Here is a 23,511-nt window from a genome sequence, read left to right as displayed (position 1 = left end):
TGTAGGCATTTTTAGCGCCTCAACGTTTGATTTTGAACGAATGAGAACCAACATCACCCAGCGTAGGGGCGCAAGGCATTGCGCCCCTACAAGTCGGAAACGACCATTATCCGTTGATGCATATGATTGTCAATTTGTACAGTGCGTAAGTCCTAAAGTTTTCTTATCAGGTCGAGTTCCGGGAAGTTCGAGCGAGAGCAGCTTCTCCGCAATATCCCGCAGGAATACCGTATCGGGACGAGCGGTGATCGGCCCGGCAACGATATCGATGTCCAGGATGGAATTCACAGGCTCCATCGGAGGCTGGCTAGCATCCACGCCGACATGGAGCAGTCTTCTGGAGGTGCTCCCCACCACATACATGTTCTCGAAATCCGAAAAGGCAGAGCTGTAAAGTTTCTTTAAAAATATCAAAACATTATCGTTCATTTAACTACTTTGCTCGACCTGGTTTAACAGCACAGTTCATTTCCCCCGTCTGATAAAATTTCTAAAAACTGCGTAGCGGTAAGAATATCAACTCCTCGAAATGGATGCAGCGTTAATAGGTTTCTTTAAGAAACGGGGTTCTAACACCTCAATTATCGTTAAAACCTAACTTACGCGCCAATGAATTATGTCAAGTTTTTTCGCAAAAAAACTTGACACATTAGAGAAGATAAAACACAATAGAATTGAGTCTAAGTCTTACTAGCAGGCAAATGGAAAAGCCTAAAAATGTTGCAAAATATATCCGCAAGACAATAGAGACCCGCGAAGAAGGATATTGGATGTATGCCGACTTCTCGTCACTTCCTGCTACTGCGGTAAGCAAAACACTCTCGCGAATGGTAAAAGAGGGAACCTTAGAACGAGTCAGTAAAGGTCTCTACTACCGTCCACGGATGACGAGGTTTGGTCGCAGTCACCCATGTCACAGCGAGATTCAAAAACTGGCAAGAGAACGTCATTTGTTAATGAACTTACACCCTGCAGGAGTCAGTGCAGCTAATCTATTGGGATTTACAACTCAAAACTCAGTACACGGGGAATTTGCTACATCTGCTAACAGTGCTCCTAGAAAAATCATTGGCTCTCGTGCTCGGCTTCACACTCGTAGACCATCGACTTGGAATGAGTTATCTGACACTGAAGCATCCTTGCTAGATTTCTTGAGGTGCAAAGGAGAATTGAGCGAGTTGTCTGCTAGGGAAACAAAGCAACGACTACTTAATTATTTCCGAGAAGACTCATGCTTTGAGAGACTTTTAGAAGTAGCAGATACAGAACCTCCGCGAGTTCGAGCCATGTTAGGTGCGATCGGACAGGAAATTGGGAAAAGTCGCGCTAGTTTAGAGAAGCTTCGACAAGGATTGAAACCGACATCTCGGTTTGATTTTGGCAAACTGAGAAATCTTCGCTATGCAAAGGAGTGGCAAGCTAAGTGAGACTTTTTGAGCACTCTGATTTTCAAGATGCTGTCAAAGCTGCTGAAAACTACTTTGCTCGACCTGGTTTAACTGCACAGTTCATTGAGAAAGACTACTACGTCACAGAAGTGCTAAGAATTGTTGCGCTTCTGTACCCAACTCAAGTCATTTTCAAAGGCGGAACTAGTCTTGCTAAAGGATGGAAGTTGATAGAAAGGTTTTCAGAAGACATCGACCTGTTTTTGAATCGCGATGCATTCAACCCACGTCTTAGTAATACGAAAGTTGATTGGGAGCTAACGGCATTAGAGAATTCAGTGAGCCAACATCCAGGTTTAACGTTTAAGGATAAGAAGTACAAGAAGGGAGTCTACCGCCATAGTTTTTTTAACTATGTCCAACAATTTTCAGGTAATAGCGCTATTTCTAACCGTATATTCCTAGAAATAGGAACACGTAGCGGGATTTATCCTCAAGAAAATATTTTGTTATCTTCTTACATAGCCAAATTTTTACAAGAAATTGGTGAAACTCTTGAAGCTGAAGATGAATTGCCATTTCCCATGCAATTATTGCATTTCCGGAGAACTTTTGTAGAAAAGTTATTCGCTATAGATTCTAAAGTTGTAAGTTACAAAAAACAGCAGGAACCAATAGGAACGAGTGCTAGACATTACTACGATCTTTTCCAGCTAGCCCAAAAAAACGAAGTTCAGAAAATGCTTAATAGTGAAGAATACAGCGAAATTAGACAAGATTGCCATAACATTAGTCAACAGCATTTCCCAAATTATTCTCCTCCTGAAGATATAAAGTTTTCCAAGAGTGAAGCTCTTTTCCCCACAGGTGAACTTCGGCAAATGCTTATTAAAGAATACAATAAGCAATGTAGTACTCTCTGTTATGCAGAATATCCAACATGGGATCAAATTGAATCATACTTTGAAGGACTTCGTGACCTGCTTTGACATACTTTGAAGTAGAAAACAAGCACTAATCATCAGACCAAACGGTATTTTAAGTACAAAGTATCACCAAATCCTCTAAGAAATTTAGTACGGTTAACGTAGCCATCACCCGCCCATAGTTCCTAAGACTGGTTTACCTGTGGATACAACCTTTTCGATAATATCAGCAGCACGCCTCAGACCGCCTGCTCGGCGAATTGCTTCTTGTAAACGCACTGCTTGCTTTCCGTAAGAATCTTCCGTTAGCACTCGTTGAACAGCATCTCGCAGTTTAGGAATACTTAAGCGAGACAAGGGCAGCATTTCTCCAGCACCAGTCCAAGCTAAACGTGCTGCGACGCCGGGTTGGTCATTGGTAACAGGTATTGTAACCATTGGCACTCCATTGCTTAAAGATTCAAGAACAGTATTCAGACCTCCGTGAGTAATAGTGAGAGTTGCTTTCTTGAGCAGTTCCAATTGGGGCGCATATCCGACAATCAAGGGTGCGCCTGGAAGCTTTGGCATAGATTCGGGAGTATTTCCACCACCTAGAGAAATGATTAACTGAGCATCCAATCCTACACAAGCTTTTGCAACATATTGGAAAATCTCTTTCTGACGATTTTGCAAAGTTCCCATAGAAGCGTAAATCAGCGGTTGCCCAGTTAACTTTTCAAAAGGGAAATACACAGGTTCTCGACTGGCTGAGTCAACAAAAGGACCTGTGAAATGAAAGCACGGAGGCAAATGTTGTCTGGGAAATTCAAACTCAGCAGGTTGTTGACTGATTTGCGCCAGTTTAGAGTAGGCATCATTAGCACTAGTATGCGGAGACAATTTCCACTGCTGACGATAATCGTTTACTAGAGCCAATATTGGTTGTGCTAAGCGCTTAATCAACGAGTAGCCTACTTGGTTACGTACAGATGCCCACCATGACGGATTATAACTCCAGGTTGTAAAACCAGGGGGTATCTTACTTTCTACATTAAAAATTAAGGCATTGCATACGCTTATAAATGGAATATCTAGAAACTCTGCAACAGATCCAACCTCGCGTCTAGCCTGATCGATTAATAGTATGTCTATATCTGCTGCTTTAATGGTATCTGGTAATTCCCGCAGAGTCATTGCAACTTCTCGTTTTCCAAATTCGATTGTGTAACGTACCCCAGCAATCCCACTAAGTTTCCCTAGCGTAGCAGCGCGTTGGAGCATTGAACCTATTGGGAATTCAGACTGTCCAATGACATGACATTTTAGTCCAGATGAGACCACCTTTTGTTGGGTATCAAGAAGCTGAAAGACAGTAACATCATGACCGCGCTTTTGAAGTTCTCTCCCTAATCCAAGCATGGGATTGAGATGACCAGTTTCTGAAGGGCAGACAATACCAATATGAGCCATATGCGCTTTTTCTTTGAAACGATACTTGTTTATTATTTTGAAGTTATTTGTGATTGTTGCCACACAGAACGCCAACCTAATGTATACAACAAGCTCTTAACTACACCAACGACCCCTTGAATTTGATAACCCAAATATGCTCGAAGACCTAAACCTCTCATGTAGCTACTAGGAGCGTAAATACATATACTTTTAAGCATTACCCAAAAACCTTGAGTAACATAAGTTGTGTATAAGATATCAGCCCAACTTTTACTAAATTTTGTCTGTTGACCTCCTAACCACAACAATGGTTCACTATCCCAAGGGTCAAAAACGGTAAACTTTGTAGAGAAATTCCAGTGGGGACGAACAAACATCTTGCCACGCTCATTTAGCATACAAGCAACGAAGCTGAAGTTACTATTGCTGATGCAAACTACGTCGCACTTGCTTAACATAAAGAAGTCGATGTAAAACTCTATGTTCAAAGCTTGCATTCTTTCTGGTAGGTTCACTTCCAAATCTCTCCAAGTCACAGGAGAAAATTTTTCAAATTCTGGAATAATGCTATCGAGATCGTCGCTACAAAGGTAAAGAATAGGATCTTCTAATTCGTTCCATATACTGTCGAGCCATTCACGATACCATTTTGTAGGAAATACCAATGTAAATCCAACCCTTGCTTCTGTAATGTAATCCCCTCGTCTAATATGAATTCCAATGATTGTTTTACCTTTGGCAGAAAGTTTATTCAGACCCTCCTTCAACGGTAACTTTAGTTCCTGAACTGGCTGGAAAAGTGACCGAAAAAATTCTTGATTTGGTTTGAGTAGTCGGGTTTCCAATTGGAAGAAACCCCATAAATCTACGTTAGCTAGATCGGACTCCAGCACTTTTGAATCTATCCGATAACTTTTTGCATCAGCTAGTTTTTCAAGATAAGGAATGAATTCTGGAATAACATCAAACAAACTTTTTCCGAAGTCCTTATGCTCAATTGCAGGAGGTAAGCGTCGGGAAATGGGTGCATCGTTATGTCCAAAGAGAGTTTGACCAATCCACGGAGGACACTCTACCCTTGCTCCGCTTTTTTTTGCACAAATTCTTAAGAAAGCATACTGAAACAACTGATTGCCGAATCGTCCCAATTTACCAAGACTGGACATTGTGAGAACAGGTTCACTGGCAGTTGCATCACTGTCTGTCGATGAAATTTTGGCACTTGCTGCATCTTTGTTAAAAGTTTCAAAGACGCTAAACACTCTATTGGTTTCGCTTTCAGTAGTATATTTTGATTTTTCCATGTATGAACTCAAAACAATTCTAGGTTTGTCAATCTTTTACCTGAACGTATATCCGTTACTTAAGCTAAAATTGGTACCCCAGTCGATACAGCCTTTTCCACAATATCAGCAGCGCGAGTCACTCCTCCCGCCTTACGAATAGCTTCTTGCAACCTTAAAGCATTCTGCTTGTAAGAGTCTTGTGTCAAAACTCGCTCGATCGCCTCTCGCAATCTAGGAACACTCAATTTTTGCAGGGGAACAACTTCACCTGTTCTAGTCCAAGCAATACGTGCGGCTATCCCTGGTTGGTCATTGGCAATGGGAATGGCAACCATTGGTACACCATGATTTAAGCATTCCAGTGTGGTATTCATTCCTGCATGAGTAATTGTGAGGCTGGCTTTTTGAAGCAATTCCAACTGAGGTGCATATTTAACAACTAGAGGATTTCCGGGTAGGTTGGGTAGTGCTTCTGGTGCGAGTGCGCCTCCCAAAGACATCACCAACTGAACATCTAACCCCTCACACGCTCGAGCAATATCTTGAAAAACATACTGGAGACGATTTTGTACAGTCCCAAGTGAGGCATAAATTAACCGTTTTCCAGTCAACTTATCGTATGGAAAAGTTACAGATTCACGACCAGTTAAATTATGATAGGGACCTGTAAAGTGGAACCATTTGGGCAAATTCTGCCTTGGAAATTCAAATTCTGCTGGTTGTTGACTAATTTGAGCGAGTGGAGAAAAAGCATCATTAGAGCGAGAGGGTAGGGGCAAATTGTGCTGTTGTCGATATTCAGCTATGACTTTCCCAATAGGGTTACTCACGCTTTTTAGTAATTTGTAACCCATTTGATTGCGTAGACGCGCCCACCACGCTGGATTGTAACGCCAGTTTGTAAAATGAGGGGGAACACCAGGTTCTCGATTGAGAACTACAGCACTGCATATAGTTATAAAGGGAATACCCAGAGATTCTGCAACAGATGCACCCCCTGATGAAACTTGGTCTACTAATAGTGCTTCTACACCTATCTCTTTGATGACTTTTGGTGCATCCTGAAGGATAATTACAGTTCCTTGCTTCAATAGGTCAACAGTGTATTTTGTTGCTGCCAATCCATTAAGTTTCCCCAATTCTGTCAAACCTTGAGCCATCGTCCCAATAGGAAACTCAGATTCACCAACGGCTCGGAATTCCAATCCTGCTGCGATCGTTTTAGATTTAGCATCCAGTACCCCAATTAAAGTAACGCGATGACCCCGATTTTGCAGTTCTTTCCCCAAGGGAAGCATGGTGTTGAGGTGACCGGTGGATGCAGGACAGATTAATCCAAAATGAGTCATGGTAAAAGTTGCTACTTAACGTGACTTTAAAGATATGAAACCATACTAAGTATAGCTACGCAATGGCAGCTTATATTTTTAATAGGTGTCAGTCACATCTACTTATGCACTTTCTTGAAAATAGGGAGTTGGGAGTTGGGAGTGGGGGGAAATAATCAATGCCCCATGCCCAATGCCCAGTTTATGACGGCTACTTAAGTGTCAAAAACTTTTCCAAGGCGGCGACTAAGCTAGGGGGCCAACGACGGATATGGGCTACCCAATTAATATCTTTGTAGCGGGGGTCAAGCCCATATGCCGATACCCAGTTGCTTTCTGCTTCTCCTTTTTGTCCGCTTACCCAGTAAGCAGCTGTGAGCGCAGCACGCACATCAGCAAACTTCGGATATTTACGAGTAATATTTCGCATTTCGCGAATTGCTTCATTTACTTTGCCAGTTTCATACAACGCTAGGGCATAGTTGGCACGAGCAAAGGCAAAATTGGGAGCAATTTCATTACATTTTTTATAGTCTGCGATCGCCTCTTCCCATTTTCCCAAACCTGATAGAGCATTTCCCCGATTGTTATATGCCATAGCATCTTTAGGGTCAAGTTCCAGAACGCGATCGTAATCTGCGATCGCATCATTCCACCTTCCCAACCCTTCCAATGCCGTACCGCGATTTAAGTAGGGGTCGGTCACATTTGGTGCAAGTTCCACAGCTTTATTATAGTCAGCCAGAGCCTCTTGCAATTTATTCTGACTCACTCTGGAATTCCCCCGATTACTCCAAGCAGCTGGATTATCAGGAAATTGCTCTATAATCTTCGTCCAGTATAATTCGGCGGTGGCAAAATCACCTTTATCTGTAGCAGCAAAAGCTTGGTTAGCAAACTCATCTTGCTGATGTAACTGTTCTGGAGTGAGATTCAATGGTAGAGTTGCCGCTAAAGAAGGCTCAACCCAACCAAATATTAGCAATACACTTAGCAAAATCCCAATAAGTCTTAGCATTGGTGTTTATTGACAAAAATATTTCTTGTTTCTTGTTTCTTGTTTCTTGTTTCTTGTGGTACGGGCGTCTCGCCCGTTCCAGAGCAGTGGGCAGGCGAGACGCCCACCCCACAATCATTGAATACCCCACAATCAATAAAATTACGGCAAAAGAGATAACTGTTGATTGGGAGGCTTGTAACCCAGATGCTTATACGCTGATGCTGTCGCCATTCTTCCGCGAGGAGTCCGTTGCAAATAACTTATTTGCATGAGATAGGGTTCGTACACTTCCTCAATAGTTTGCGTATCTTCTCCCGTTGCTGCAGCAATTGTTTCCAATCCTACCGGACCTCCATTAAATTGTTCTATGATGACGGTTAACATCCGACGGTCAGTCCAATCCAATCCACAAGGATCTACTTGAAACAGTTCCAATGCTTCTGCTGCGACTAGTTCGTTAATCTCTCCAGAAGATTTGACTTGTGCGTAATCACGTACTCGCTTAAGTAACCTGTTGGCGATACGGGGCGTTCCGCGAGCACGACGGGCAATTTCTGCTGCTCCATCTTCTGCGATCGCTGTTTGAAGGAATTGGGCGCTTCGCAGTACAATTTTGCTCAGTTCATCGACTTCGTAAAACCGCAATTTTTGAATTAAGCCAAAGCGATCGCGCAGTGGTGAAGTCAGTGCGCCTGCGCGAGTTGTGGCTCCAACCAAGGTAAACTTTGATAGTGGTAAACTCCGAGTCCGGGCGCTAGAACCTTTACCAATGGTAATGTCTAAACGATAATCTTCCATAGCAGGGTATAAAATTTCTTCTGTCATTCTTGACAGTCGATGAATTTCATCGATAAACAGAATATCCCCTGGTTTTAAATTCACTAATAACCCAACAATATCTCTAGGACGTTCTAAAGCTGGCGCACTGGTGATTTTGCAATTTACCCCCATCTCGGACGCTAAAATCATCGCCATTGTTGTTTTGCCCAAACCCGGAGGACCGTACAGTAAGAGGTGATCCAGCACTTCACCTCTTGACTTAGCTGCCTTGATGGCGATTTCCAAGACCTCTTTTAAATCCTTTTGCCCAATGTAGTCTGCAAATCTCTGTGGTCGTATACTTTCTTCTTGCTTACCTTCGTCAATAGCTGCTTCGGGTTGCAAAAGATTGTCTTTAGGGGGTGATGCGCCTGACTCATGGCGCTTTTTTGGGTTTTCATTTGGATCTTGAGGCTGTTTTTTCGAGGAAATAATCGCCATAGTTCGAGCTATCAACGTTTACAAAGAATGGGCAACGGGCAAGGGGCAATGGGAAAATCCCACTTCTTGACCTTTTAATCTTCTCCCTCTTCTATTTTCTACTTATAACCTTCGACCTTAGCGTTCTAAGAAAATTTTCATTTTGTAATACTCTCGCTTTAGAATTATAAGTTCCGGACAATCACAACAGGAGTGCAAAAGTACTGATGCTATCTAAAAGAATCTTACCTTGCCTGGATGTGAAGGCGGGGCGCGTTGTGAAGGGAGTTAACTTTGTTAATTTGAAGGATGCTGGCGATCCGGTGGAGATGGCTAAGGTTTATAACGATGCCGGTGCTGATGAGTTAGTGTTTCTTGATATTACAGCCACTCATGAAGACCGGGATACCATTATTGACGTTGTTTACCGCACTGCAGAACAAGTTTTCATTCCTTTGACTGTCGGTGGTGGTATTCAAACCTTAGAAAATGTTAAAAATCTTTTACGAGCTGGAGCAGACAAGGTTAGTATTAATTCATCGGCGGTACGAGATCCAGATTTTATCAATCGGGCTAGCGATCGCTTTGGCAATCAGTGCATAGTTGTTGCAATTGATGCCAGACAACGACAAGATCCCAATAACCGAGGTTGGGATGTGTACGTGCGAGGGGGACGGGAAAATACTGGCATAGATGCCTTATTTTGGGCGAAAGAAGCCGAAAAGCGTGGAGCAGGAGAACTCTTAGTTACGAGTATGGATACTGATGGTACTCAAGCAGGGTATGATATAGAATTAACACGTGCTATTGCTGACGCCGTACAAATTCCAGTGGTTGCATCTGGTGGCGCAGGTAACTGCGAGCATATCTATGCTGCTGTAACAGAAGGTAAAGCAGAAGCTGCGCTATTGGCGTCGCTTTTACATTACGGACAATTAAGCGTGACTCAGATAAAGTCTTATTTGCGCGATCGCAAGATTCCTGTCAGAATGTAAACCCAAGCAGCGAACCCTTTTGTATTCACAGATAGAGTAGTTCAACACAGTTCTTGGAAACGATGTTAATATAAGTTAACAAGAATTAATATAGTATAGATATGTTGATACCTATTTTAGTATTTGATGTAGCACTGGTAGCCTGGTCGTTACACTTGATGGAAAAAGCGTATGAGAATAAAGAATTTTCTTTGATGCTGGCTGGTACGCTAGTGGCTCTCGCAGCTGCCGCAATGTTAGTGGTTTACTTTCTCATGGGACACTGCATGAGTTATTTACTGCAAGCATCTTACGGGTAGTCGTCAACGGAAGGCAGCTAAATGGAAGAATTTATCAATTAACTATTAACCTGATATAGAGCAAGATAGTAAATAAAATCAATTTAGAGATAAATTTATGAAAGACTATGTTGCTTTATTAAACGACATTCTCAAGAATGTGGAAGGAGAACCGGGCTGGAAAGTCATGGGTATAGCTGGCGACAAAGAAAATCCCGGCTTTGCCTACACGATAGGTTTATATCACAACTACAAGCATCCAGAGATTATTTTGTTTGGACTCCCTATTGAGACTGCTTTGACCCTACTCAACGACGTGGGCGATCGGGTAAAAGGAGGTGAGGTGATTCAGCCCAACGTTACCTACACAGATTTAGTCCAAAAGTATCCCGTCATCTTCAAAGCTATTCCAAACAATGACAGCGATACTAGAGAGGATCTCCTTGGTATAGCTGTCAGATTCTACGGTCATGTTAGTTTCCCAGTGCTTCAATTTATCTGGACTGACTCTAAAGGTAAATTCCCTTGGGAAAGCGATTGTGAAATGAAAACCAAACTCTGTCAACCTTTAGCATGGACAGAATAACCAAAAAGCTTTACACTGCCAAAACTTAATAGCAGAATTTATCAATTTGCAATGAGTTGTTGACAAACAGTTAAAAATTTAGATATACTAAGAAAGGGTTTTACGGGGTTATAGCTCAGTTGGTAGAGTGCTTCAATGGCATTGAAGATGTCAGCGGTTCGAATCCGCTTAACTCCATTTTTGTTTGTTAAGATGTAATGTAGGTTAGATTATTGGAAACATAAGTTTTCTGTAACGGCAAGAACGCAAGTTTTGACTGTTGCTATTTGCAAGAGTCAAACACGGAAGCGAATCCTTTTCCAAGATATATATCATAATTTTTTGGACGAGCTATTGGACAAACTCATGCTTTGCTCAACACAGTCCTTTATATCCGTACAAACAATAGAATTTATATAATTCTTATACATAAGCTTAACCTGATGATAAGCTAGAACCTATAAGAAGTTACTTGTCAAAGTAATAATCGTTTTAATACTATTTAAAATCTAACTACCTGTACTTACCAGTGTCTTTAGTGAAAATACTTAAAAAGATAAGCTACGTAATCTAGAGACTAGACAAATTTCGTTTTTTCACACTGCTCTAAATAATCAGAGCTAAATTCTAAATTATTAGAACTTGGCTGTAAGATATACAGGACACTAGTTGAAAGTGAGTTGCTGTGGTCGCAAGGTAACCCAGCTTGTAATTAACTGGAATATCCGATCAAAATGGCACAAAAAATTGTATATATAAAGATGAATAGCTTGCAAAGGATTAAATTGTGTTCTCATACAGGTTCTGACAGAATATTGCGTCTTGATATTCCAACAGGAATTAGCGATCGCGAAATTGAAGTAACTGTAACAATTCAACCTGTAACACCTACTAAAAGAGGTTGGATGCCAGGTTTTTTTGAAGAAGTGATTGGCGGTTGGGTGGGGAACCCTTAGAAAGAGGCGACCGGGGGAGTATGAAATAAGGGAGACGCTATTTTGAGATTGCTTACTGAAGTTGCACTATCCTAGATGAGCACCAAATATCCTAATGAATTTTTTGAGCTATCCTGTATCAGCAGCAATCCGATTCCATTGCTTTGGGTTCAGCGATAGCAAAACCCAAAACACTTGGAAGTTTGTTGGGTTTCGTTCCTCAACCCAACCTACATTGCTTGCACGATTTGTTGGGATATGAAGGGTAAAATTTGCCGACTTTTTGCGTTGGCTTTGCCCTCAGTAAATACAACTAAAAGGTAGGGACTCCGGTCTGGTACTTCTATATACGCTGCATCATGACGAACTTGACTCGTCCAACCGGCTTTTGACCAAATTTGAGCGTTTTGAGGAAGTCCACCACCTAAAAATCCCGTCACTTGGTCTTCTTCTACATCTTTTGGTAAGTCCTCCGGTTTGAGGCTGCGTTTCAACAAAGCCATCATGGCTTGCGATCGCGCACTCGACACTGCCACTCCACCTACAATACTATGTAACAACCTAGCAGTAGCATTTGTTGTCAGCATATTTCGGTTTTCCAGTAACTCACCCACAAATGCTCGTTCTCGCCCGTAAGGACCATCACACCAAGTTTTTTGGCAAACATTGATTGTTTCCATATCTGGCCAACCAAAAGATTGAAAATACCGATTCACAATGTTGCGCTGCTGCTTCCAAGTGTCAAACGGTCCGATGGGCAATTCCGGTCCCGAAGTCGTTCCACTTAATATATCTACAACTAAACTGGTAGCATCATTGCTAGAATCAACAATCATATCGCGCATGGCTCTTTCCAACTCCTTAGAGGTGAAAGTCATGCCTTTTTCCAACCATTCGTTAACTGCTACCAGGTAAAACACCTTCACCACACTTGCAGGGTAAATGCGTTCGACACCACGATATGTAAAACCGCGAACTGGATGACTCCAAAAAGCATCTGGAGTTAAAGCACCACCAGTGTTAACCAGTACGGGAGGATCGTAGACAATCCAAGTCAAAGCAATTTGGTTACGAGCTAAATTCGGAAACGCTCCCCAAGTTGCCTCTAAAATTCCATTTCCAAGATTTTCCAGTTGTTCGTCCTTATTGAAAAAACTCATTGTTGTTTAAGAATGTCCTCTAATATAGAATCCAAAATCCAAAATTTAGCAGTAAGCGAGTATCAATGTTTAACCGATCTAAACATATATGATTCTCCTAATTGCGATCGCTTAGCAACACAAGCTGCTGTGGGACGGCATTTATACTTAACATCAGACCATCAAAATGTAGAGACGCGCCATGGCGCGTCTCCAGAACATGGCGCGTCTCTACAAGTACGTCTTTGCGAAGATGATTATCCAGGATGGCTGTTACTCTCAGATTTAGATTTGTTACAACCATGCACTGTACCCTATAAAGCTCGATCGTTTTCCGCAGCCGAGATTAAAAATCTTTTACCAGATGTCATTGCCTTTACTCACAAAACTATGGAACAGCCGAACTATTATCTTTGGGGAGGTACGGTAGGACCAAATTATGATTGTTCGGGATTGATGCAAGCAGCATTTGCTTCTGTAGGGATTCCCATACCCAGAGATGCCTATCAGCAGGAAGCTTTCACCCAACCCATTTCTCTGACAGAATTACAACCAGGTGACCTCATCTTCTTCGGAACTTCCCAAAAAGCAACTCATGTGGGACTCTATTTAGGAGATTGTAATTATATCCATAGCTCTGGAAAAAATCAAGGGCGCAATGGAATTGCGATTGACCGTCTCTCGGAACAAGGTGATGAGGTTAGTCGGTCATATTACCAGCAACTGCGCGGTGCTGGAAGAGTGGTAAAAAGTTACGAACCACAGAAACGCTAGGAATACAGGAAATTATGAGGAGTGGACTGGTTAATGGATTTGCTGGGTACAATGAAGCAACGGCGTCAATTGTTCCAGATGTTTCGATAGTGGTGCCAGTGCATGATGAAGTAGAAAGCTTGCCATATTTACTAGAGGCGATCGCATCTACTTTAACTGCTACTGAATTAAGTTATGAAATTATCTGCGTGGATGATGGTTCATCTGATGGTTCGGCGCAATATCTGAAAGAACAAGCGCAAATCCGTACCGATCTTAAAGCAGTCATTTTACGTCGCAATTACGGTCAAACAGCCGCAATGTCAGCAGGGTTTAATTACGCACTGGGAAAAGCAATTGTCACTTTAGATGCCGATTTGCAAAATGACCCTGCGGATATACCCGTGTTGCTAGCAAAGTTAGAAGAAGGCTACGATTTGGTCAGTGGTTGGCGGAAAAATCGGCAAGATGCAGCCCTGAAACGATTACTTCCTTCCAAAATTGCTAACTGGATCATTCGACGCGTCACAAGTGTCAACGTTCATGATTATGGTTGTTCGCTCAAAGCCTATCGTGCAGAACTTGTGGCGGATATGAACCTTTATGGAGAATTACACAGATTTCTTCCGGCTTTGGCTTACATTGAAGGCGCAAGAATTACAGAATTACCCGTTCGCCATCACGCCCGTCGCTTTGGTCGCAGTAAGTACGGGCTATCGAGAACTTTCCGAGTGTTGATGGACTTGTTAACTATCTATTTTATGAAAAAGTTCCTGACCCGTCCAATGCACGTTTTTGGTTTGTTAGGTCTAATTTCAATGATTTTAGGTGGAGCGATAGGAATTTACTTGACTGTTATCAAAATTGCCCTCCAAGTAGATATTGGGAATCGCCCTCTGTTAATTCTGGCAGTGCTGTTGCTTGTGACTGGAGTACAGTTATTTTGTTTTGGTCTCTTGGCAGAGTTGCTGATGCGTACTTACCACGAATCTCAAGGACGCCCTATCTATCGCGTGCGTGAGGTTGTCGCAAAAAGTATAAAATAATTTTAAATACGTGATTTCACTCACGCTCTCAAAAAAAAATTAAGTTACAACAGAAGCCATCTAGAACAGGCAAAAAACTAATGAATGCCAGCTTTAGATGGCTTTATCTATGAGCCAAGAAACGCGTTTCTTGGTGTGAGGAGCATTTAGTTAATTAGTATAAACGCGCATCTACCTTGAAAAACCTATACATGACTGACGCCCAAATGCGGCGCAACCTGCTGTTTTCATTTGCAGCAGGTTTATTATTCTGGTCTGGCTCGGCTTCCTTACTGCCAACCTTACCACTTTACCTGGAACAATATGGAGCAACTAACCAAGAAATTGGGATCGTTATGGGCAGTTTTGCCCTGGGATTGTTGCTCTTCCGTTCTCGGTTCGGACAGTTGGCAGATGAGCGAGGTCGTAAAATCGTGTTGCTTATCGGTACGTTTGTAGGAGCGATCGCACCTCTTGGCTATTTAGTCATCAAATCATTTCCTTTATTGATGGCGCTACGTGTCTTTCACGGTTTAAGTGTTGCTGCTTTTGCACCTGGTTTTAATGCGTTAATTGCGGACATCGCACCCCCCGAAAAGCGTGGTGAAATCATGGGTTATCTGAGCTTGGTCAATCCTATTGGTGTTGCTCTCGGACCTGCTTTAGGAGGCTATGTGCAAGCATCTGGCGGCAATACCTATCTATTTTTGTTAGCGGGGGGATTAGCTTTAGGATCGTTCTTGTGCGTCATGCAAATTGCTAACCCACAGATAGAACAACAACCCGAAGAGATTCAAAAAAGTAAATTTTGGCAAGTGTTACTCAGTCCAAGGGTAAGAGTTCCTGCAGAAATTCTGTTGCTAGTTGGTTTGGCTGTCGGGACATTGAATACTTTTGTGCCGTTATTTATCAAATCCAGCAAAATCGAGTTAAACACGGGATTGTTTTATACAGCAGCAGCTTTCGCTAGCTTTAGCGTCAGGTTGTTCACTGGTAAAGCAAGCGATCGCCTTGGTCGTGGTTTGTTTATTACCCTCAGCCTCCTGTGTTACTGTGTAGCAATGCTCATTTTGTGGGAAGCTCACACCGCTCCAGCTTTCCTAGTAGCCGCAAGCTTTGAAGGAGCAGCTGGAGGTATGCTATTTGCTATACTTGCAACTCTTATGGCAGACCGTTCGCTACCACAGGAAAGAGGACGAGTTTTTGCCCTATGTATTGTGGGATGGGATGTTGGGCTAGTCACAGCAGGTCCTGTTTTTGGTGCGATCGCCGAACACATTGGTTACCGGAATATGTTTGGTTTTGATGCCTTTTTAACTGTCTTGGCACTTCTTCTTTTCCTGACGAAATCCAGCAAAGACTTACCCAATTCCCTTCGCTTTGCCCTGGGGCGCGGTACAGATATTTATGCTTTGAAGAAAGTTTAATACCATTTTGGATTTTAGATTTTAGATTTTGGATTGAGAACGTCTAAGACGATTTTGGATTTTAGATTTTAGATTTTGGATTGAGAACTTCTCTCTTGTGGTGCGGGCATCTTGCCCGCCCATTATACAAATTTACCTTTGTTAAGGATCGCTATAGCTAAGATTAACATCACTAAAATTCGTATTATGAATATGAGCACGGCTCATATTGCTACAACTCAAGTCAGCATGACTTAGATTAACCTCTTTAAAATCAGCATCACTCACGTTAGCACTGAAAAGGCAGGCATTGCTTAAGTTAGCTTTATTGAGATTAGCTTGAGTTAAGTCAGCACAACTAAGATTAGCGTCGCTCAAATCAGTATGACTTAAATCGGCATAGCTCAGGTCTGTATAATTGAGTAAAGCACCCAAAAGTTTAGCACCTTTGAGATTTGCATAGTTGAGGTTGGCACCTCGAAGATCGGCATCCTGTAGGTTGGCACCTCGAAGATCGGCATGGCTTAGATCGGTACCGTTAAGGTAAGCTCCCATCAAGTTGGCATTATTTAAGTCAATCCCACTGAGGTTTGCACCACTGTAGTTAGGAACACCTGTGTCAACATCACTTAAACGCCTGATGGTAGAGTCTGGAATAAGATTTAAGTCAGCATTTTTCTCTAGGAGTGAAAAGTTTTTGACGTCTTTCTCTACAAATACTTGGCTTTGGTCTTGAAATTCCTGTTCAAATTCTGATTTAGACATAATTCTATATCTCGATTCAACTGAAATTTTTGTTCTACTTAAATACAGCCATCACAATGGTTATTACGTGAAAGTGTGTATATTTAATCCATGACAGTTAGCTAAAAGTTCAACCTCCGTCAATTTCTGTAAATTTTTAATAAATTTTTAATAAATTTGCAACGCTCAACGAGTGATTTTTACATTTTTTGACTGGCGGGGATTGATAGACATCTCTAAACAATGTCAACTAGCCCTGAGTGCTCAGTCAGCAGGCAGAGATAAAAATATCAATGTAATAAAATGTAAAAATCACTAAAATCCTTAAAAATGGCAAAAGCTCAGTCATGCAAAGTAGCAAATTTTACATTTAGATCGAGAGTGATAAAACTGAGATAAACAGTAGTGCAGAGCGATTTGAAAAACAAATTATCAGACTGGCGAAGTTTAATGATACATTGCGTACAACCTCTGTAAAGATACGCTGTTTGAAGCGGCTCTATATTGAGATCACCCCAAGATTAGCTGATTACTCCAATATTCTTGATACTCATCTTCAATCAGGACTTAATTTTCACAATTAAGATTTGTTTTGTAAATTTCTTTTTTCTCAGCCTTATATTTGATAACAATACCTTTGCCAATTTACGAGGGTTCAACTTCTGTAGAAAGCGGATGAATACGACCATTAGAAGTCAGCTTGGCAAAAATCTGGGTTAATAAAATAGGCTCAGGCTTAACACTCAGCATTTTTAACATTTCCCGGACATATTGAAAACCACGATAGAAACAAAAATGTGCCTGTGGAGGTGGTTTCTTTTATGAGCTTTTTTTCACTTTGTAGCTATGCTAATTAAATATTATACCCTTTTTTCATCTCTAGTTTTGTTTAAGTCCTGCTAATGAGTAACAATAGCGATCGCGCCCCTGTTGTTTGGCATCGTACAGTGCTTTATCGGCTGAAGCGATGAGTGTATCTGGCTTTATATCCAAAGTGGGTATGCCAGAGCTAATCCCCATACTAACGGTGACGATCCCCTTGACATCAGACTTTGCATGGGGGATGACCAGAGCGTGAATTGCTTGCTGAATATTTTGTGCTACTTCGATGGCTCCCGCTAAGTCAGTATTGGGAAGGAGTACCGAAAATTCTTCTCCACCGTAACGCGCTACAAGATCGGCAGGACGACGAGCTACCTGTTGCACTGTTTGCGCGATTGTGATTAGACAATCATCGCCTCTTAGATGACCATAGTAGTCGTTATAAGATTTGAATTTATCAACATCGAATAAAATCAGTGACAGGAATTGTTGTTCCCGTGCAAGGCGTTGCCATTCTTCTTGCAGTCGTCCATCGAAGCAACGGCGGTTAGCCACCTGAGTCAAACCATCTAGATTTACCAGTTGTTCTAGTTTCTGATTCGCATCTTCTGCTTTTTCTTTAGCAATTACTAACTCTGCTGTTCTCTGTTGTACCCGTTGTTCCAAAGTTTCAAAAGATGTTTGTAACTGAAGTGCCATGTTGTTAAATGATTTTGCCAGTTGACCTATTTCGTCCAGTGAAGTAATTTTGGCGCGGATATCTAAGTTACCTGCGGTAAACTGCAAAACTATATTGGTAAGGTAAATTATTGGCTTTGTTAGCAGTTGCCCAATGGCAAAAGCGATGATTGTCACTACTGAAGCGATAATTGCAAATAGAAACATTGTGTCACGAATTTGCTTTTCTACAGGTGCTAGGGCAACAGCAAGGGGCTGTGCGAACAATACAGACCAAGGTTTATATTTTAAACGAGCGAGCGCAATCAGATTAAGCTGATTACCTGTTGCTGACAAAGATGCAATTAAATACGACTGTTTATTATCTAATGCTTGCTTAATTTTTAACTCATCAGTTGCCAATTCTTTGACAGGATAATTAAGTAAATTTCCTTGATTTTGTAGTCGATTTACAACAGACAAAGGCAGAGGCACAATTGATTGGAAAAGTAGTTTTGGTGCCGTACTATGTGCCAAATAAATATTATTTTCATCTAAAAGAATAGCCAATGATTTTGCCCCAGCCCTTTCAGTTTCTCGAGTTACTAACTGCTGAACAACAGTAGCATTGTATGAAATACGCAATACACCCAATATATCTCCCTTGGCATTGCGAACCGGACTGCTAAAAAAGAGGGTAACAAGGTCAGGAATTGTCGGCATTCGCTTCATCCCAGAAACAAAGGATAACCCAGTTTGCAGTGGTTTTTTAAAATAATTTTCAACTGATTCATCTTTGCCAATGTTCGATGTATGTGTATCCAATACATTTTTGCCGTTTAAGTCGAGCAAAGCATAGGAGAGAATATTGAGCATATCTTTGCGGCTGAGACGAATTAATGTTTCTGTCGCCAATCGCATTTCAGGGCTGTCATCTCGCTGTTTTGGAGTTAGGCTGAGGTAGCGTGCCAAACCTGGTAAAATTGCCTCTACGCGCACGGCATTGAGATTTCCATCAATAAAGGCATCTATTCTATTAGCGGTTTCGTTAGCCGCCACAGATAAGGCTTGTTGGGCGTTGTCAGTTAGTGCTTTTTCAGTTGTCTGTTTGTTGATAAATCCCAATAATAGCAAAGGAATCAAAGCAACAATGAGAAACGAGGCGATCAACTTTCTACGGATGCCACCCAAAACAAGCTGCTGCATGGCTTTAAACTAGGAGGGAGGATTCAAGAACGAAGAATTGAACAAACTTTTTAGCTCAGGAATGCGCGTCATGTTTCCAGAGCGAATAAAAAAGTCTGTATATATCTTGGCAGTTTTGTAGATGGAGTTAGGGTTGCTAGATTGAAATAATTTTTGATTTTCAGCTAAATCCGTTAGGTCTACTCCCTCCAGAGAAAGTGTATTGCTAGGAATTTTTAACGCTTTGCTGATGATGGCGTTTCCTTCAGTGACATTTGCTTTCCAGTAGGCTGCGGCTTGCAGCCATCCTCGGACAAATGCACGAATGTCTTCGGGGCGATCGCGGATTGTTTCACAGCGAAAGACAATCATATCTAAAATCAAGCCAAGGGTTTGTTTGCTACTAAATAGGATATGTCCCCCTGATTTAATAGCTTCAGAAAGATGGGGTTCCCAAGTGTGTCCAGCTTGAATAACATTATTTTTCAGACGTTGAGGAATATCTAAAGCTTCTAATTTAACCAAGTTCACATCATCGTTGGTTAATTTAGCAGTTTTTAACATCTCAGTCACAAAAACTTCGCTAAAACTTCCTAGATTTGCACCCAGCTTTTTCCCTTTTAAGTCAGAAACGGTTTTAATTTCTGATTGGGCGACTACCACATCTGCTCCTATTGATTCATCTATAACCATCACGCTTTGTATATTGGGATTTGTGGAACTCAAGATGATAAAACTTCCCAAGGACGCTGAAATGCCATCATACTTACCTGCACTGAAATTTGCGCGTTCCAATTGGACGGATCGGTTATAAATTAGTTCTACATCTACCCCTTGGGCTTTGAAAAATCCTTTTTCTTGAGCAACGATCCCTGGAAACTCGCCAACAAAATATCCAAATACCACCCTCAAGGGAGGGCGTTTTAATTTGGTTGGTGCTGAAGCATTACAAGCAAATAGTAAATAGGTGGTAATGATAAAAATACTAAGGTATTCGAGTAGTTTTAACATATAATATTTGATATTTTCTAAATATAATTTATGAAATTTCAACTAAATCAACTATCTGTTACAATTCCAATCGAGATGAATCAAACTTCCATACACCTGAACGGACGAAGCGCCAGCCATAAACATAACTAGATAATGCCCACGCCTTGCGATCGGTGATTAACTCAACAACCGTACCTTCACCCACCGTAATAGTTGCATATTACTTGAGGTATTCGTACCACTGGTCTACAAGCTGGGTCACAATGGTAAAGATAATGCCCGTTCGTACAGCGTCCTCTTTTGTTGCACTCTCGTTCCTTTGGCACAATCCCAAGTATCCAGAACCAGTTACAGTATAAATCCGGCAACTGCCTTGGTCAAGCCACAACTTCAGACCTAGCTTATCTTCATAGAACTCAGTAGAGGTGGCAAGGTCGTTAGTGTATAAAAAAGTAATTTGTTGGTCAATTGGTGGGGGAGACTTGGAATGTGTTACCCGAAATACCTTCAACTCGCTTGAGTTGTTTGCTTGCTAGCCAAATACTGCTCGATCGCTTCTCTAATCAAATCCGGTACCGTGCAATTTTCAAGGGAAAATCCTTGATCTGGCGCTTTATATCAGGATGAACCTGCGCCTTGACTTGCTCTGATAGCGGTTCAGAAGCTTGGGTCTCTAGTCTCGCTGTCAAAAAAAACAAAAAAGGCTGAAAAAGTTGTGCCCAAAACTAGCTGCAACACTCCACTGCTGTTGAACTTAGAGAACGAGCAAAGACCCATTCGTGACAATTTGAGATAACATTGCTTTTGTCAATTAGAAATTATGCTGAAAAGTCTCTCAAAAATTATGTATCAAACATAGCTTTGTGTTTGGATTTCAGCATAAATTATGAATGAAAGGTTGCGATTGGGTGCGCGGCTATTTACAGACAAATCCCAATGTTAACAATAGCGACAAGCAACTCTGCAATGGCATTAGTACTGCAAAGTGAAAGAGCGAACACTAAGTTATTTGATGAAAGCAAATTTTGCATTCAGTTAGGGTAAAAGCAAGACGCTGTGTACTAGCTCAATTTCGCTCCTGTAATCCCGGCTCTGGTATTGTTGACCTTAAGGCTTTCTATCGTGGTTTTCAATATGTCCGGGAAATGTTAAAAATGCTGAGTGTTAAGCCTGAGCCTATTTTATTAACCCAGATTTTTGCCAAGCTGACTTCTAATGGTCGTATTCATCCGCTTTCTACAGAAGTTGAACTCTCGTAAATTGGCAAAGGTATTGTGATAAGGAAAGTTTTTATCAAGAACACCAGAGGACAGGAGGCAGAAGGTTGAGTAGTTCATAAGACAAGGTAGAATAATTTGGCAGCAATATCACTCTTAGGTGCTGGTATTGACTGCAACAGTTTAAATTAACTAGCGTTTGCCGTGACAGTACTTCGCACATCTGATACTCAATTGCGATACAACCTGCTGGTTCTCTTTGCAGCAGGTTTATTATTCTGGTCTAGCATGGCTTCATTACTACCAACACTGCCGATTTACCTCAGGCAACTGGGTACAAACAGGCAGGAAATTGGAATTGTAATGGGCAGTTTTGCTGTTGGATTATTGCTGTTTCGCCCTTGGTTGGGGCGTTTGGCAGATAGGCGGGGTCGGAAGATCGTGTTGCTGATCGGTACTCTCGTGGCTGCGATCGCACCTCTGGGCTACTTAACAATCAAGTCTATTCCCCTGTTGATGCTCTTACGTGCTTTTCATGGTATTAGCATTGCAGCTTTTGCCACTGGCTTTAATGCTTTGGTCGCGGATATAGCGCCTCCAGAAAAAAGGGGTGAAATTATTGGCTACATGAGTTTGGTCAATCCGATTGGGTTTGCCATTGGACCTGCTTTGGGTGGTTATCTACAGTCCGAGGCTAGCAACAAGGTTTTATTTCTCATAACTGCAGAATTGGCGCTTGTCGCCGTATTGGGTATTTTCCCCATTGTTAACCCACCTCTGCCAAAACTCAAAAGAACAGATGCCAAAGACAATCAATTTTGGAAAATTTTATTGAGTCCAAGGGTGAGAACTCCGGCTATCATCATGTTGCTCATCGGTTTAGCTGGTAGTGCCATACACATTTTTATCCCGTTGTTTATTAAAGAAGCCAAAATCGCTCTAAATCCAGGTTTGTTTTTCACTGCTGCAGCTATCTCAGGTTTTGGGATAAGGTTATTTATAGGCAAAGCAAGCGATCGCTTGGGTCGTGGCTTATTTATTACTATCAGCTTAGTTTTCTATACGTTGTCAATGTTAATTTTATGGCTGGCATATACTCCTCCAACTGTTTTGTTAGCAGCAGTTGTGGATGGGGCTGCTTCTGGAACCTTAATTCCCGCAATCACAGCTATGATGGCAGACCGAGCAAAACCCCAAGAACGAGGACAGATTTTTGCCCTGTGTCTGTTGGGCTTAGATGTAGGGATTGCGATCGCGGGTTTGATGTTCGGGTGGTTTACCCATCATTTTGGTTATCGAAAAATGTTTCTTGTTTCCGCCTTTTTAACTTTCTTGGGATTTTTCTTCTTTCTCACCCAGTCCAGCAATAGCTTAGGAAGTTCCCTACGCTTTGCTCTTGGTCGTGAAGCAGATAATTATGCTATCAAAAAGGTCTAGAGACTCACTATCATGGCAAAAAAGCGCCTTTGTGAGAAAGACGCTTCTTCATAAATAAAGACGCGCCATGGCGCGTCTCTACATGCATCATTAGCGGGCGAGGAGGGATTCGAACCCCCGACACCGTGGTCCGTAGCCACGTGCTCTAGTCCACTGAGCTACACACCCTTACAAGAATTTTATAGTAACACACATTTTCCCCATGACGCAAGAAAATTCTGAAAATTCATTTGCCGAACTCAGTCATTTAGACAAGCAAGGGCAAGCCCAAATGGTAGACGTGTCTGGGAAAGCGCCCACAGTCCGGGAAGCCATAGCCATTGCTAGAGTCAAGATGCTAGCAGAAACCTTCACCGCCATTCAAGCAGGGAACGCTCCCAAAGGAGACGTGTTGGGTACAGCAAGGATAGCAGGAATTATGGCAGCCAAACACACAGCTTCATTGATCCCCCTATGCCACCCTCTCCCCTTGCACAAAATCGAAGTGCAAGTCACACCCGATCCCCAACTTCCCGGTTATCAACTGCAAGCGATCGTCAAAACCAAAGCAGAAACAGGCGTAGAAATGGAAGCTTTAACAGCCGTTTCTATTGCTGCTCTTACCCTCTATGACATGGCAAAAGCCCTAGAAAAAACAATTCAAATTGAAGCAATTCAGTTAGTCAGTAAAACAGGAGGGAGTAGGGAGTAGGGAGTGGGGAATAGGGTGGGCAATGCCCACGCTACTTTACTCTTCTCTATCCTCTGCGTACTCAGCGC

The 23,511-nt window shown here is 41.9% G+C and carries 23 protein-coding genes, 2 tRNA genes and 2 pseudogenes; 13 read left to right on the top strand and 14 right to left on the bottom strand.

Annotated elements, in window-relative coordinates; all coding sequences use genetic code 11:
• Window positions 1-129: 129 nt before the first annotated feature.
• A complete protein-coding gene (locus tag WA1_RS27725) occupies window positions 130-429 on the bottom strand; it encodes a hypothetical protein (protein ID WP_017745664.1) in 300 nt (99 codons plus the stop codon).
• Window positions 430-701: 272 nt separating this feature from the next.
• Here WA1_RS27725 and WA1_RS27720 point away from each other — a divergent pair, with 272 nt between their 5' ends.
• On the top strand, window positions 702-1,427 hold the full coding sequence (locus WA1_RS27720) for a DUF6088 family protein (RefSeq protein WP_017745663.1): 726 nt from the start codon (window positions 702-704) through the stop codon (window positions 1,425-1,427).
• Entirely contained in the window at window positions 1,424-2,377 is a 954-nt protein-coding gene (locus WA1_RS27715) for a nucleotidyl transferase AbiEii/AbiGii toxin family protein (protein WP_017745662.1), read from the top strand. Before WA1_RS27720 ends, WA1_RS27715 begins: the two co-directional genes overlap by 4 nt.
• Window positions 2,378-2,482: 105 nt before the next feature.
• Here WA1_RS27715 and WA1_RS27710 read toward each other — a convergent pair whose 3' ends face one another.
• The 5 genes from WA1_RS27710 to ruvB form a co-directional block, all read right to left on the bottom strand.
• Window positions 2,483-3,766 (bottom strand): glycosyltransferase, encoded by a 1,284-nt coding sequence (locus WA1_RS27710; protein WP_017745661.1) that lies wholly within the window; start codon window positions 3,764-3,766, stop codon window positions 2,483-2,485.
• A gap of 32 nt (window positions 3,767-3,798) precedes the next feature.
• Complete coding sequence (locus WA1_RS27705; protein WP_017745660.1) at window positions 3,799-5,052, bottom strand: alpha-1,2-fucosyltransferase; 1,254 nt, start codon at window positions 5,050-5,052, stop codon at window positions 3,799-3,801.
• A gap of 59 nt (window positions 5,053-5,111) precedes the next feature.
• A complete protein-coding gene (locus tag WA1_RS27700) occupies window positions 5,112-6,383 on the bottom strand; it encodes a glycosyltransferase (protein WP_017745659.1) in 1,272 nt (423 codons plus the stop codon).
• A 190-nt stretch (window positions 6,384-6,573) separates the two neighbouring features.
• Complete coding sequence (locus WA1_RS27695; RefSeq protein ID WP_017745658.1) at window positions 6,574-7,380, bottom strand: tetratricopeptide repeat protein; 807 nt, start codon at window positions 7,378-7,380, stop codon at window positions 6,574-6,576.
• Between the two features lie 141 nt (window positions 7,381-7,521).
• Window positions 7,522-8,622 carry a Holliday junction branch migration DNA helicase RuvB gene (gene ruvB, locus WA1_RS27690; RefSeq protein WP_017745657.1) on the bottom strand — a complete coding sequence of 367 codons (1,101 nt, stop codon included), beginning with the start codon at window positions 8,620-8,622 and terminating at the stop codon, window positions 7,522-7,524.
• 206 nt (window positions 8,623-8,828) lie between these two features.
• Between ruvB and hisF the strand changes: the two genes are divergently transcribed.
• The 5 genes from hisF (at window position 8,829) to WA1_RS27665 (ending at window position 11,395) form a co-directional block, all read left to right on the top strand.
• On the top strand, window positions 8,829-9,596 hold the full coding sequence (gene hisF, locus WA1_RS27685) for an imidazole glycerol phosphate synthase subunit HisF (protein ID WP_017745656.1): 768 nt from the start codon (window positions 8,829-8,831) through the stop codon (window positions 9,594-9,596).
• A 101-nt stretch (window positions 9,597-9,697) separates the two neighbouring features.
• Window positions 9,698-9,895: a hypothetical protein gene (locus WA1_RS27680; protein WP_017745655.1), complete on the top strand. Its 198-nt coding sequence runs from the start codon at window positions 9,698-9,700 to the stop codon at window positions 9,893-9,895.
• Window positions 9,896-9,992: 97 nt separating this feature from the next.
• Window positions 9,993-10,460, top strand: coding sequence for a DUF4262 domain-containing protein (locus WA1_RS27675; protein WP_017745654.1), 468 nt, complete (start codon window positions 9,993-9,995; stop codon window positions 10,458-10,460).
• 104 nt (window positions 10,461-10,564) lie between these two features.
• Window positions 10,565-10,637 (top strand) — tRNA-Ala (locus tag WA1_RS27670).
• Between the two features lie 563 nt (window positions 10,638-11,200).
• Window positions 11,201-11,395 (top strand): hypothetical protein, encoded by a 195-nt coding sequence (locus WA1_RS27665; RefSeq protein WP_272819245.1) that lies wholly within the window; start codon window positions 11,201-11,203, stop codon window positions 11,393-11,395.
• Window positions 11,396-11,604: 209 nt separating this feature from the next.
• Here WA1_RS27665 and WA1_RS27660 read toward each other — a convergent pair whose 3' ends face one another.
• The gene (locus WA1_RS27660) at window positions 11,605-12,534 is read right to left on the bottom strand and encodes a serine hydrolase (RefSeq protein ID WP_017745652.1); all 930 of its coding nucleotides are present in this window, start codon (window positions 12,532-12,534) and stop codon (window positions 11,605-11,607) included.
• A gap of 12 nt (window positions 12,535-12,546) precedes the next feature.
• On the opposite strand from WA1_RS27660, the gene WA1_RS27655 reads away from it, so the two are divergent.
• The 3 genes from WA1_RS27655 to WA1_RS27645 all read left to right on the top strand — a co-directional run bounded on the left by WA1_RS27655 (window position 12,547) and on the right by WA1_RS27645 (window position 15,718).
• On the top strand, window positions 12,547-13,287 hold the full coding sequence (locus WA1_RS27655) for a C40 family peptidase (protein WP_017745651.1): 741 nt from the start codon (window positions 12,547-12,549) through the stop codon (window positions 13,285-13,287).
• Between the two features lie 14 nt (window positions 13,288-13,301).
• Window positions 13,302-14,312 carry a glycosyltransferase family 2 protein gene (locus tag WA1_RS27650; protein WP_017745650.1) on the top strand — a complete coding sequence of 337 codons (1,011 nt, stop codon included), beginning with the start codon at window positions 13,302-13,304 and terminating at the stop codon, window positions 14,310-14,312.
• Window positions 14,313-14,503: 191 nt separating this feature from the next.
• Window positions 14,504-15,718, top strand: a complete 1,215-nt coding sequence (locus tag WA1_RS27645) for an MFS transporter (RefSeq protein WP_017745649.1) — start codon at window positions 14,504-14,506, stop codon at window positions 15,716-15,718.
• A 141-nt stretch (window positions 15,719-15,859) separates the two neighbouring features.
• Here the strand turns inward: WA1_RS27645 and WA1_RS27640 are convergent, their stop codons facing one another.
• From WA1_RS27640 to WA1_RS58245, 6 genes and pseudogenes are all read right to left on the bottom strand, one after another.
• Window positions 15,860-16,462: a pentapeptide repeat-containing protein gene (locus tag WA1_RS27640; RefSeq protein ID WP_017745648.1), complete on the bottom strand. Its 603-nt coding sequence runs from the start codon at window positions 16,460-16,462 to the stop codon at window positions 15,860-15,862.
• Between the two features lie 624 nt (window positions 16,463-17,086).
• Window positions 17,087-17,230: pseudogene (locus tag WA1_RS55460) on the bottom strand (IS4 family transposase); the annotation flags it as partial.
• A gap of 90 nt (window positions 17,231-17,320) precedes the next feature.
• Entirely contained in the window at window positions 17,321-19,126 is a 1,806-nt protein-coding gene (locus WA1_RS27635; RefSeq protein WP_017745647.1) for a diguanylate cyclase domain-containing protein, read from the bottom strand.
• Between the two features lie 9 nt (window positions 19,127-19,135).
• The gene (locus WA1_RS27630; protein ID WP_017745646.1) at window positions 19,136-20,116 is read right to left on the bottom strand and encodes an ABC transporter substrate-binding protein; all 981 of its coding nucleotides are present in this window, start codon (window positions 20,114-20,116) and stop codon (window positions 19,136-19,138) included.
• 58 nt (window positions 20,117-20,174) lie between these two features.
• Entirely contained in the window at window positions 20,175-20,303 is a 129-nt protein-coding gene (locus tag WA1_RS60335; RefSeq protein ID WP_272819244.1) for a hypothetical protein, read from the bottom strand.
• A 15-nt stretch (window positions 20,304-20,318) separates the two neighbouring features.
• Complete coding sequence (locus WA1_RS58245; protein ID WP_017745645.1) at window positions 20,319-20,609, bottom strand: VOC family protein; 291 nt, start codon at window positions 20,607-20,609, stop codon at window positions 20,319-20,321.
• A gap of 547 nt (window positions 20,610-21,156) precedes the next feature.
• Between WA1_RS58245 and WA1_RS53340 the strand changes: the two are divergent.
• A pseudogene (locus tag WA1_RS53340) lies at window positions 21,157-21,357 on the top strand (IS4 family transposase); the annotation flags it as partial.
• Between the two features lie 162 nt (window positions 21,358-21,519).
• Window positions 21,520-22,752 (top strand): MFS transporter, encoded by a 1,233-nt coding sequence (locus WA1_RS27620; protein ID WP_017745644.1) that lies wholly within the window; start codon window positions 21,520-21,522, stop codon window positions 22,750-22,752.
• A gap of 94 nt (window positions 22,753-22,846) precedes the next feature.
• Here WA1_RS27620 and WA1_RS27615 read toward each other — a convergent pair.
• Window positions 22,847-22,920 (bottom strand) — tRNA-Arg (locus tag WA1_RS27615).
• 34 nt (window positions 22,921-22,954) lie between these two features.
• Here WA1_RS27615 and moaC point away from each other — a divergent pair.
• Entirely contained in the window at window positions 22,955-23,443 is a 489-nt protein-coding gene (moaC, locus tag WA1_RS27610; protein WP_017745643.1) for a cyclic pyranopterin monophosphate synthase MoaC, read from the top strand.
• Window positions 23,444-23,511 lie beyond the last annotated feature (68 nt).

The organism is Scytonema hofmannii PCC 7110, assembly GCF_000346485.2.
Taxonomy (GTDB): Bacteria; Cyanobacteriota; Cyanobacteriia; order Cyanobacteriales; family Nostocaceae; genus Scytonema; species Scytonema hofmannii.
Note: the sequence above shows the minus strand (reverse complement) of the source record. Positions and strands in the feature narration are given on the sequence as shown.